Here is a 12221-nt window from a genome sequence, read left to right as displayed (position 1 = left end):
TCGATTGTTATTGTAATGAATCGTTTATTAAGGAGTTTGTAGTGTCTAAGGAGCTAATGTTTTTCTGTATTCCTCAAGGCGCCTATATGGGTGTGAGCAACTGTCAGAAGTTGCGTAAACGCCCGGTTGGTAAGGCGCCAGCAGGCGGCCAGACTAAGCTACGCGCCTGCGAGAAGTGTGAGATGCATGGATTGGTCGACTCCGCCAAGGTCCCGACCGTCAGCATGGCCTCATACCTCTCAGGTAGCCGCCCAAAACCAGCCAGTAAGCAGGCGCTTGCCTCAGCAGCGCGCGCCGAAGCAGTACCGGCGTAACACCCCCCCTCAACAACTGTGTGAGTAGCCGATGAGTCAAAGCGCTAACCTGGATTCAACTCAGGCATCAGGGAACGAGCATTTTCAGACCGAGAAGTTTCAGGTCTACACCGAGCGGCATCTGGAGGATATCCCCCAGCTTGCCACGCTCAGTGAGGCGCAGCGGTTTGAGATGCGAGTTGTGGCCAATGTGCTGCCGTTCCGCGTCAACCGCTACGTGGTTGATGAGCTGATCGACTGGAGCGATATTCCCAACGATCCGATCTTCCAGCTCACCTTCCCGCAGCGCGGAATGCTCGACCCCAGCCAGTATGATCAGATGGCGGAGCTGCTGCGCAGCGGTGCCGAGAAGGCGGAGCTCAAGGCACTGGCGGCGGAGCTACGTCAGGAACTCAATCCCCATCCTGCTGGTCAGCAGGAGCTCAATGTACCGAAGCTGCATGGTGAGGCGCTTGAGGGGATGCAGCACAAGTACCGCGAGACGGTACTCTTCTTCCCCAGCCAGGGGCAGACCTGCCACAGCTACTGCACCTTCTGCTTCCGCTGGGCGCAGTTTGTTGGTGACAAGTCGCTACGCATCTCCTCACACGAGGCGAAATCACTGCACCACTATCTGAAACACCATCAAGAGGTGACCGACCTGCTGATTACCGGTGGCGACCCGATGGTGATGAAGACCAAACACCTGGCCGACTATCTGCGCCCACTGCTGGAGCCGGAGTTCGACCATATTCAGACCATCCGCATCGGCACCAAGGCGCTCTCCTTCTGGCCGCAGCGCTTTGTCTCTGACGCCGATGCCTCTGAGTTGATGGCGCTGCTGAAGGAGCTGGTCGACGGTGGCAAACACGTCGCGGTGATGTCGCACTTCAATCACTGGCGTGAGCTGGAGACTCCGATTGCTCGTGAGGCGGTTCGCCGTATCCGTGCCACCGGCGCGATCATCCGTAGTCAGTCGCCACTGGTGGCACATATCAACGACGATCCTGAGGTGTGGGCGCGTATGTGGCGCACCCAGGTGAAGCTCGGCATCATCCCCTACTACATGTTCGTGGAGCGCGATACCGGCGCCAAGCGCTACTTCGAGGTACCGCTATCGCGTGCCTGGGAGATCTACCGTGAAGCGGTGAAGCGCGTTTCGGGTGTGGCGCGTACCGTGCGCGGCCCCTCAATGAGTGCCGGACCGGGCAAGGTTGAGGTGCAGGGTGTGACTGAAGTAAATGGTGAAGAGCTGTTTGTACTGCGCTTCATTCAGGCGCGTAATCCCGACTGGGTGCAGCGTCCCTTCTTTGCCAAATATAGTGAGCAGGCGACCTGGCTTGAGCAGCTCGAACCGGCGCTGGGTGATGAACAGTTCTTCTACCAGGCCGAGTACGATGAGATGCAGCAGAAGGCCAGCGGACAGAACTGGTAGTCCGCCCTACCCCACCTTTTCCCAGACCAGAATCCGATTGTTGGCCGGCATGGCGTGATCGTTTAACAGTGTCATGCCGCCCTGCTCCGCCATCGTATTGAGTGCCTCGAAGTCGCGTATCGCACTGCCCGGGTCGCGCGCTTTGAGCCAGAGATCGAACTGCGCATTGCTCTCGCTGGTATAACGCCCCTCGTAGTTAAACGGCCCGTAGAGACAGAATCGTCCACCCCGCTTCAGAACCTCGGCAACTCCCGTAAACATAGATTCGACCATGTTCAGATGCATAATGTGTGCAGTATTGGCGCTGAAGGCCGCATCATAGCGGTCGTTTGGCCAGTTTCCGGTGACATCGAGATCGAGCGGCGGTAACACATTGGTAAGCCCCGCCTCTTCACGCTCGGGGAGTCGCTATTTTTGCGGAAGCTTGTTTTGGGCGTCCAAGCCCAAGCTTCGTCGTTCGCTCGCGCTCTCAACTACGAATATGCAGACGGCGTCGACTATCGCGGACTAACCGCCTTCGCTTCGCTATCCATGGCGGTCAGCGCAGGCAAGGATACCGGCGTGGTTCTCAAGTCGATCACTGGTTTGCCAGCTTAGATGTGGCAACCGCTCAGCGAAGTAGATGGCGTGCTGGCCGGTACCACTGCCGATCTCCAGCAGCTGCTCAGCTGCAGCAAAGTGTTCGCGGATCACTTCAAAGATCACATCACGGTTCTGATCGCACGATTCGGCGTAGGGTTTCATAGATGCTCCGGCCGGTTGTCGGGGTAAAAGTGAAGTGGCCGACGGAAGCTAACACACAATCACACTGCGTTGTGGTTGTGTATCATCGGGATGACACAAAAAGTAGTTGTGTATCACAACTCGTAATGTAAGATACGTAATCAACCTAAAAGGTAGTTCCTTTCTTGGTATAAGGACATCACGTGCAGCCCTATCAACCCGAGTTACTGCCCATCAGTGAGCTGGATAAAGCCGTGCTCTTTACCGTGGCGGGCGAAGCCAATGCGGCGCTGGCGCGATATGACGGCCTGCTAATGGGTGTGGTCAATCCGGCCGTTATGCTTTCACCGCTCACCAATCAGGAGGCGGTGCTCTCTTCCAAAATCGAAGGCACGCAGGCAACGGTAGAAGAGGTGCTGGAGCATGAGGCAGGGCAGGTGTATGACGAAGCGAAGCGCGATGATATCCAGGAGATCCTCAACTACCGCAAGGCGCTGATGCTCGCAAAAGAGAGCGTCGCAGAGCGACAGATTCGACTCAGCCTGATTCGTGATCTTCACGCCATCCTGATGAGCAGCGTCCGTGGTGCCAACAAAGAGCCGGGCGAGTTTCGCAAAAGCCAGAATTGGATCGGCCCCGAAGGGTGCAAGATCGAAGAGGCTACATTCGTCCCGCCCAGCCCGCTCCAACTGTTGGACCACCTTGAGGCGTGGGAGCACTACCTCGACAGCGACGATATCGACCCCATCGTGCAGACCGCTATTGTTCACGCACAGTTCGAACTGATCCATCCTTTCAAAGATGGAAACGGGCGTATCGGACGTCTGCTGATTCCACTGTTCCTATTTAGTAAGAGGCGACTCGCCAACCCGATGTTCTACCTGTCCGCCTACCTCGAAGCACACCGAGACGAGTACTACGCTCGCCTGCGCGCCATCTCACAGCAACAAGACTGGACCGGTTGGTGCGCCTTCTTCCTACGTGCGGTAACCGCGCAGGCACAACAAAACGGGGACATACTGCGCGAGATTATGGGTCTCTACGAGGTTACCAAGTTACAGGTGCGTGAGATCACTCATTCACCCCACAGCGCACAGCTGGTAGATGCACTTTTTGACCGCCCAATATTCACGGCAGCCGACATCGCGCGGCGTGCAGATGTGCCGAAACCGACGGTGCACAAACTGATTAAAAGCCTGCTTGATGAAGGGCTTCTGGATACCGTACGTAAGGCTGCTGGCCGACGCCCGGCGATTCTCACCTTTGCTGAGCTACTGAACACACTGGAACGCAAACAGCTTGTATGAAACGACAGTGGACGGAGTCAGTGCGGTGTTGGAACCGATAATGGTTGAACAGACTGGCCGCGATGACTCCGACTCCAGAGAGAACGAAGAATAGAACATGCCGACACTAGACTGGATTGGAAAAAAGGCCGTCGTTAAACACCACAAGGAGGTGCCTTACCGCTTGTTGGAGCCGGTGAAAAAATATTCACACGGTGATGCAGAGAGCGGAAATCTCATCGTTCAGGGTGATAATCTCGATGCACTGAAGGCACTGCTGCCGCGTTATGCCGGAAAGGTGAAGTGCATCTATATCGATCCTCCCTACAACACCGGCAACGAGGGGTGGGTCTACAACGATAATGTCAACAGTCCTGAGATCAATAAATGGCTCGGTGAGGTGGTTGGTAAGGAGGCGGAAGACCTCAGCAGGCACGACAAGTGGCTTTGTATGATGTATCCACGTTTAGTTCTCTTAAATAAGTTCCTGCGGGAAGATGGAGCGATATTTATCTCAATTGATGATAATGAAGTAGCTAAGTTACGCCTTCTCATGGATGAGATTTTCGGCGCGAAAAACTTTATAGCAACAATTTGTTGGATTAAGCGTGTATCTCCTGCGAATGATGCCAAGCATTTTAGTAGTGATACTGAATCAATAGTGATTTATGCAAAACGCAGTACTAACTGGTCACTTAATCGGTTAGAAAGAACTCCTGAACAGTTGAATAATTACAAAAATCCAGACGATGATGCTCGCGGCCCTTGGAATTCAGTCACATATACTTGCAATAAGTCTGCAGATGAAAGGCCAAATTTATATTATCCAATTCCTCATCCAATAACTGGTGAAGAAATCTGGCCAAATACAACCGCAGTTTGGAAATTCAACCAAACAACCTATGAGCAACACAGTAAAAATAATGAGCTATGGTGGGGGAAAAATGGCTTGTCTAAAAAGCCGAGACTTAAACGGTTTCTTGCTGATATGGGTAAGGTCGTTCCTCGTTCATTTTGGCATTACGATGATTGTGGTCACACACAGGAAGCACGAACACATTTGCTTGAAATTATTGAAAATAGTCCCTTCACTACACCAAAGCCAATACGTCTAATACAGCGAATAATACAGATAGGCACTGATCGCGATCGCTGGGGCGCCGCAGGCATAAACGGTCGCGTGAAGTTTTTGCTGTTTGCTTGGGCTTGGATGCCCAAAACAAACTCTCGCAAAAATAGCGACTCCCCTATCATTAGTTATGGATTCATTCGCTGGTTCTGGATCAACTGGTCATGCTGTTTTAAAGCAAAATATTGAGGATGGTGGTAATCGCAAATTCATCATGGTTGAGATGCTTCCAGATATAGCAACGGACGTTACAGCCGAACGGGTACGGCGTGTCGCCAGTGGCTATACCAACACAAAGGGAAAAGAGATCGAAGGGTTGGGTGGCGGCTTTCAATATTGCCGCCTGAGCAAAGAGCCTCTCTTCAATGCCGAGGGTCAGATTCGTAGCGATGTCACCTTTGCACAGTTAGCTGAATTCGTCTGGTTTGCTGAAACAGGCAGTGGATATTCTGGTAAGGGGAATTCACCGCTGTTGGGCGTCCATCAGGGGCGCGCCATCTACCTGCTCTATAACGGTATTCTTAAAGATAAATCGGTGGATGGTGGCAACGTGCTGACAACGCCTGTGCTCAACGTAATGCCCGAATTCGCCGGACCCAAGGTGATCTACGCCGCCGCCTGTCGCATGGGTAAGAATCGTCTCGATAAGCTGGGGATTCTGTTCAAGCAGACGCCCTACGCACTGGAGGTTTAGCATGGCCGCCTTTACCCCCAAGAACTATCAAAGCGCGGTGTTGGAGAGTGTGGAGCACTATTTTCGTAACTGTCGCACGATGGGTAATGCCAATACCGCCTTCTATCAGACCACTCTCGAATTATGGAACCGCGGTAGCCAGTACAGCCCCATTGATGGCTTTGCCGTTGATATGCCCTACTTCTGTCTGCGCGTGCCGACCGGTGGCGGTAAGACCTGGCTGGCGGCAAAGTCGGTTGCGCAGATCAATACCCATTTGTTGGGGCTGGAGCACAGTGTCATTCTCTGGCTGGTACCGAGTAATGCGATTCGTGAGCAGACGTTAAGGGCGCTGAAGGATCGCTTCCATCCCTATCATCAGGCGCTCTGCGAGGCGGGTCCCGTTACCGTACTCGACCTCGATGATGCGAAGAGCGTTAATCGCGCCACGCTCGATACCTCCACCACCATTATTGTCACTACCCGCCAGGCCTTTCAGGTGGATGACACCGAGATACGCAAGGTCTATGAGTCGAGCGGTGCCTTGATGCACCACTTCGATAACCTGCACCCGGAGCAGCGCGCACATCTGGAGCAGGAGGATGGGGTGGTTCCCTACTCGCTGGCCAATGTCTTACGCCTGCGCCGCCCCTTCGTAATTGTCGATGAAGCGCACAACAGCCGGACCGATCTCTCCTTTGAGACGCTGAGTCGTTTTAATCCCAGTGGCATTATGGAGCTGACGGCGACGCCCGATACCGAGAAGCACCCCAGTAATGTGCTGCACAGCGTTTACGCCGCTGAGCTGAAGGGTGAAGAGATGATCAAGCTGCCGATCCGTCTAGAATCGGAGCCCGACTGGCAGCAGTGTCTGGCCGATGCGATCGCGCGGCGCGAGGAGCTGCAGAACATTGCTGAGAGTGAAAGGCGTCAGGGTGCAGCCTATCTGCGTCCCATCGTTTTGATACAGGCGGAGAAGCACTACAAAAATCGAGAAACGCTCGATGTGGAGCGGGTGCGTACCGAGTTGATCGAGAACCACCGCATTCCAGAATCGGAGGTAGTGGTCGCCACCGGCGGCGAGAAGGGGCTGGAGAAGATCAACGCCGAGTATGAGCAAGGCATCCTCTCCGAGCAGTGTCCGGTTAAGTTTGTCATTACCCAGCAGGCGCTGGCCGAGGGTTGGGACTGTCCCTTTGCCTATGTGTTGGTGAGTATGGCTGAGGTCCACTCTTCGACGGCGGTTGAGCAGCTACTGGGTCGTATTCTGCGCCAGCCGGGTGCGAAGCATCGCAGCCATGAGGCGCTCAATCGCTCCTACGCTTTTGTCGTTTCGCGAGATTTTAACGCTACTGCCGAAGGGCTTCGTGACCGCCTGGTGCAGGGGGCCGGTTTCGACCGAATGGAGGCGGCAGCGTTTGTGAGTGCAGCCAAACCCGAACAGGGTGTGTTTGATTATAAGAACAGGCTTCACCGCGCGAAGCTCCGCCCCGTTGTTGTCGAGCTGAAAGAGAAGCCTGAACTGAAGAAGATTCCCAAGGCAACACGAGACAAGCTCAAGTGGGATGCAAAGAGCAGTACGTTGACGATCAGCGAGCCGTTGAGTGAGGAGGAGGCTGAGGAGGTCAAGGCAACGGTTGTTGAGGATATCTCTGTAACGGCCATTGAAACGGCAGCAGTTGAGAGTCGGACGACTGCCGTTGAGTTTTTCCAGACCCCAGCGGAGTTGGGTGTATCTTTTGAGGTTCCCGAGCTGGCGCTACGATTTCAGGGTGAGCTTGAGTTGTTTGAGGACCCGGAGCAGCTCGACTACCTCTGGGAACTCTCTCCCTACGATGCACACCCTAACCGAGATGAGCTTGCACGGCTCGATCTGATGGGGAGGGTTGCGGGTGGTGGTGATCTCGATATCGATGAAGATGTTGGCAAGATGAAGCTGAACTTCATCGCCGACCTTCAGCGCGATCTGGGTCTGGTCTATACGCCTGAGCACTGGGATGAAGCGAAGCTGGCGACATGGTTCTGTCGTAATCTGCACGAGCCGACCCTGAGTCATGACAGTAAACGCGCCTTTGTTGCCGCCTGGATGAGTCATGTGATGGAAAAACCGAATATGGATCTGGCCAAGCTGAATCAGCGTAAGTTTGAGATCTGCAATCTACTGGATGCACGTATCAGGTCGATGCGTAAGCAGGCGGCGAACAGTGTCTATCAGGAGATGCTGTTTACAGAGGGTGCCGATGAGCGTGTGTCGGTGAGTGATGAGTTTGTCTTTACCTTTAATCCCTATGCTTACGCACCAAGCCGTGACAATGCCGATCAATACGAGCCCTACGATTTCCGCCACCACTACTACAGCCGGATCGGTGATTTCGACTCCAAGGAAGAGTTTGAGTGTGCGGTGTGGCTCGATCAGCAGGCGGACAAAGGAAGGATTGAGTTCTGGGTGCGTAATCTGGTTCGCCGTGAGGGTTCGTCATTCTCGCTGCAAAAGTCTGATGGTAAGTTCTATCCCGATTTCGTCTGTAAGCTACCCGATGGAACTGTCCTGATTGTGGAATATAAGGGTGGCGACAAGTGGGATGTGCCCAAGGTGAAGATGGACCGGTTGGTGGGTGAGCTGTGGGCCAATATGAGCGATGGTCGCTGCCGGTTTGTGATGACGAAGGATAGAGAGTGGAGCACGATTGACGCCCTTTTGTAGGGTGTATCGATGGTAGATATACGTGCTGCGGTAGTAACCGTGACACACCAATTTGTCTGAATATGCGGTGTCGCCTCTGGTAAAATGTTCCGATGGATGTCTCCTATATTCTTGATCCCCTCAACGATGCTCAGCGCGAAGCCGTCAGTGCACCCCCCAACCATACTTTGGTGCTGGCCGGTGCCGGTAGCGGTAAGACCCGTGTGCTGGTGCACCGCATCGCCTGGCTGCTGGAGGTGGAGGGTACCTCCCCTTTCGGGGTGTTGGCCGTTACCTTCACCAATAAGGCCGCCTCAGAGATGCGAAGCCGCACCGAGGCACTACTCAACATGCCCGGCTCCGGCATGTGGGTTGGCACCTTCCACGGCATTGCCCATCGACTGCTACGCACCCACTGGCGCGAGGCGGGGCTGAAAGAGACCTTCCAGATACTCGACTCTGATGATCAGCATCGGCTGATTAAGCGGGTACTGCGTTCACTCGATATCGATGAGGCGCACTGGCCGCCGAAACAGGTGCAGTGGTTTATCAATGCACGTAAGGATGAGGGGCTGCGTCCCCAGCATATTGAGGATCACAGCGACCCCTATCTGCGGCAGATGATCCGGCTCTACACCGCCTACGAGGTCTCCTGCGAGCGCGCAGGAGTGATCGATTTTGCCGAACTGCTACTGCGTTCACACGAACTGTGGTTAAAGAGCCCCGAGGTGCTGACGCACTATCAGCAGCGTTTCCGCCATATTCTGGTCGATGAGTTTCAGGACACCAATACGATTCAGTACGCCTGGTTGCGGGTGTTGGCGGGTGACAAGATTACCCTCTTTGCGGTGGGTGATGATGACCAGTCGATCTACGGCTGGCGCGGTGCGCAGATTGAGAATATTCACCGTTTCGGCCGTGAACTACCACAGGTGCAGACGGTGCGGCTGGAGCAGAACTACCGCTCCACCGGCAATATCCTTGCCGCCGCCAATGCACTGATCTCACGCAATAGCGGCCGACTCGGTAAGAAGCTCTGGACCGAGGATGCCGAGGGCGACCCGATCTACCTCTACAGCGCCTACAACGATCTCGATGAGGCACGCATCATTGCCGAGCGAATTGGGCAGTGGATTGAGCAGGGTGGGCGCCGTGAAGAGGCAGCGCTGCTCTACCGCTCCAACGCACAGTCGCGTGTACTTGAGGAGGCGTTGATCGTCGCCGGTATCCCCTACCGTGTTTATGGCGGATTGCGCTTCTTCGAACGTGCTGAGATTAAAAATGCACTCGCCTACCTGCGCATTATCAGTAATCGTGCAGACGACCCCTCCTTCGAGCGGGTGATCAACACCCCGACGCGCGGTATCGGCGAGCGCACGGTACAGGCAGTTCGTGATCTGGCGCGTGATCGTGAGATGACGCTGTGGCAGGCACTACTGGCGGTGATTGATGAGAAGCGGTTACCGGCACGTGCATCGACTGCACTGCAGCGCTTTGTTGAACTGATCGAGACGCTGGCAGGTGAGTGCGACGGCATGGCGCTGGAGCAGCAGGTGGAACATGTGATCGGCCTTACCGGCCTGATTGAGTTCTACCGCAAAGAGAAGGGTGAGAAGGGGGAGGCACGCATTGAGAACCTCGAGGAGCTGGTCACTGCCGCGCGCAGTTTCCGTTACGAAGAGGATGAGCAGATGAGTCAGCTCGACGCCTTCCTTTCGCACGCTGCACTTGAGGCGGGTGAGCAGCAGGCGGGCGCGCATGAAGATGCGGTGCAGCTGATGACGCTCCACTCCGCCAAGGGGCTCGAGTTTCCGCTGGTCTTTATGTGTGGCATGGAAGAGGGGCTCTTCCCTCACTCGCGTTCCAGCGAGAATCCTGAAGGGCTCGAGGAGGAGCGCCGCCTCTGTTATGTCGGTATCACCCGCGCACGGCAGATCCTCTACCTCTGTCACGCCGAGCGGCGTCGAATTCACGGCTCCGACACCTATCCGATGCCGTCACGCTTTATCGGTGAAATTCCTTCCGAATTGATTACGGAAGTGAGGCCGAGGGCGGCGGTCACGCGTCCCCACTATGGCTCTGAGCAGCGATCCAGCATGGTCTCGAGTTCGATGAATGAGACCGGGATGAGTGTCGGTCAGCGCGTTGAGCATCCCAAGTTTGGCGAGGGAACGGTGGTTAACTGTGAGGGCTCTGGCGCACAGGCACGGGTACAGGTTAATTTCGAAGCGGCTGGTAGTAAGTGGCTGGTACTCGCCTACGCAAATCTCGTACAGTGTTAGGTATAACCTCTCATATGGATTTGAGCGGCAGCTCGAGCGACTAATAATTTGAGGTGGCGCTGTGGAGTTCTCCAAACACCCATTTAGAGTTGTGCTTCCCTATTTCCTGAAGATCTTCTGGCCGTTGCTGGTCGCGCTGATCGGTGCCTTTGTCGCTTACTACGTGGTCGATCTCCGACACGAGTTAAAGTTGATCAAGAGCGGTGAGGCGATGCAGGTGCGTCTGGCCACCAACTCATTACAACGTGATATCGAAGGGATCATTCCTGATCTCGAATACATTGCGGGAAGTCGTACATTACAGGCCTATATCGCTAGTGAGGATCAGTGGGGGCGTAGCCGGGTTGTCGGTGAATTGGAGCGTTTCGCGCAGGATATGCGCCGTTACGATCAGATTCGCTGGCTTGATCGGAATGGAAGGGAGCAGCTACGAATCGAGTACCGCGGTGGAAGAGCCAAGGCGGTTGCTGAGGGTGCGCTTCAGGATAAGTCAGGGCGTTACTACTTCCGTGAATCGATTAAGCTGGCACCCGGTGAGATCTATGTCTCATCCCTCGATCTCAATGTTGAACAGGGTGTGATTGAAGAGCCGCACCGTCCGATCATTCGCTTTGCGACACCCACCAGCGATAGCCGCGGCAAGGTTAATGGTGTGTTGGTGTTTAACTATCTGGCCGAGCGGCTGATCGATAACTTCGCCAGAATAAAGAGTAGTGAGGTTAACCACCTGGCGCTGCTCAATGCCGAGGGTTTTTGGCTATACAACTCCCAGCATAAACATGAGTGGAGCTTTATGTTTGGTGGCGAGGAGAATTTCGCTAACCGTTTTGCAGCAGAGTGGTCGCGGATGCGTGAATCGAGCCAGGGGCAGGTTGAGTCGAACGAGGGTCTATTTAGTTTTAATACCATCCATGTGGCCGACTATGCACTGCGGGTTGGCTTGCCGGAGCGTTATCAGCAGGTTCATCATGACGATGAACACCATCTGGTCGATAAGTGGTTTGTGGTTTCGCACTATCCGAAAGAGGCGATCGCCCTACTTTACAACGAACATACGGGACTCTATCTGCTCACCTTTGTGCTGGCATTCAGTGTCATCGCAACGGGGGGCTGGTATGTCGCGCTGCTCAATCTCGATAAAGATCAGATCATGAACCGTTTACAGCTCCATGCACGGGTGATGGAGTCGGCCACCAACGGCGTTGTGATTACCGATCCCGAGCTGCGAATAATCGACCTCAATGAGGCCTTCTCCACCATCACCGGCTACAGCAGGCGTGAGATCATGGGCAAGGAGCCATCACTGCTTGCATCAGGTCGGCACGATAAGGATTTCTACAAAGGGATGTGGGATGCGATTGAACATAAAGGTTAGTGGCAGGGTGAGATCTGGAATCGTAACAAGGAGGGCTCGATCTATCCTGAGCTGCTATCGATCAAGGCAATTCACGACCGTCACGGTCGGTTGGTAAACTATATCGGGATTTTCACCGATTTTACCGTGCACAAGACCGCTGAGATCTACCTGCGTGAACTGGCCAATACCGATCCGCGATCACCCGCCTACCGAACCGCAACCTGCTGCAGGATCGCTGTGAGCAGGCGATCGCGCATGCTATCGCTGACCGCCATGGATAGCGAAGCGAAGGCGGTTAGTCCGCGATAGTCGACGCCGTCTGCATATTCGTAGTTGAGAGCGCGAGCGGACGACGAAGAA

The 12221-nt window shown here is 54.7% G+C and carries 6 protein-coding genes and 2 pseudogenes; 7 read left to right on the top strand and 1 reads right to left on the bottom strand.

The genetic code is table 11. The features are described 5' to 3' along the window. The first annotated feature begins 41 nt into the window (after nucleotides 1-41). Together BOW52_RS11780 and BOW52_RS11775 are read left to right on the top strand one after the other, a co-directional pair. Nucleotides 42-314, top strand: a complete 273-nt coding sequence (locus tag BOW52_RS11780; protein WP_135622323.1) for a hypothetical protein — start codon at nucleotides 42-44, stop codon at nucleotides 312-314. 31 nt (nucleotides 315-345) lie between these two features. Further along, nucleotides 346-1728, top strand: a complete 1383-nt coding sequence (locus BOW52_RS11775) for a KamA family radical SAM protein (protein WP_078484275.1) — start codon at nucleotides 346-348, stop codon at nucleotides 1726-1728. A 6-nt stretch (nucleotides 1729-1734) separates the two neighbouring features. Here BOW52_RS11775 and BOW52_RS17425 read toward each other — a convergent pair. Then, nucleotides 1735-2472: pseudogene (locus BOW52_RS17425) on the bottom strand (DUF938 domain-containing protein). 182 nt (nucleotides 2473-2654) lie between these two features. Between BOW52_RS17425 and BOW52_RS11760 the strand changes: the two are divergent. The 5 genes and pseudogenes from BOW52_RS11760 to BOW52_RS11735 all read left to right on the top strand — a co-directional run bounded on the left by BOW52_RS11760 (nucleotide 2655) and on the right by BOW52_RS11735 (nucleotide 11879). Further along, nucleotides 2655-3758 (top strand): Fic family protein, encoded by a 1104-nt coding sequence (locus BOW52_RS11760; protein ID WP_078484272.1) that lies wholly within the window; start codon nucleotides 2655-2657, stop codon nucleotides 3756-3758. A gap of 97 nt (nucleotides 3759-3855) precedes the next feature. Further along, nucleotides 3856-5560: pseudogene (locus BOW52_RS11755) on the top strand (site-specific DNA-methyltransferase). Nucleotide 5561: 1 nt separating this feature from the next. Continuing rightward, complete coding sequence (locus tag BOW52_RS11745) at nucleotides 5562-8243, top strand: DEAD/DEAH box helicase (protein ID WP_078484270.1); 2682 nt, start codon at nucleotides 5562-5564, stop codon at nucleotides 8241-8243. A 92-nt stretch (nucleotides 8244-8335) separates the two neighbouring features. Then, nucleotides 8336-10504, top strand: coding sequence for a DNA helicase II (uvrD, locus tag BOW52_RS11740; protein ID WP_078484269.1), 2169 nt, complete (start codon nucleotides 8336-8338; stop codon nucleotides 10502-10504). A gap of 61 nt (nucleotides 10505-10565) precedes the next feature. Next, the gene (locus BOW52_RS11735; RefSeq protein ID WP_078484268.1) at nucleotides 10566-11879 is read left to right on the top strand and encodes a cache domain-containing protein; all 1314 of its coding nucleotides are present in this window, start codon (nucleotides 10566-10568) and stop codon (nucleotides 11877-11879) included. Nucleotides 11880-12221: the final 342 nt, after the last annotated feature.

The organism is Solemya pervernicosa gill symbiont, assembly GCF_002020875.1.
Classification (GTDB): domain Bacteria; phylum Pseudomonadota; class Gammaproteobacteria.
Note: the sequence above shows the minus strand (reverse complement) of the source record. Positions and strands in the feature narration are given on the sequence as shown.

Bases quoted from the DNA above. Each gene is read 5' to 3' on its own strand.
- BOW52_RS11775 (WP_078484275.1), top strand. From the start codon at position 346: ATGAGTCAAAGCGCTAACCTGGATTCAACTCAGGCATCAGGGAACGAG.
- BOW52_RS11745 (WP_078484270.1), top strand. From the start codon at position 5,562: ATGGCCGCCTTTACCCCCAAGAACTATCAAAGCGCGGTGTTGGAGAGT.
- uvrD (WP_078484269.1), top strand. From the start codon at position 8,336: ATGGATGTCTCCTATATTCTTGATCCCCTCAACGATGCTCAGCGCGAA.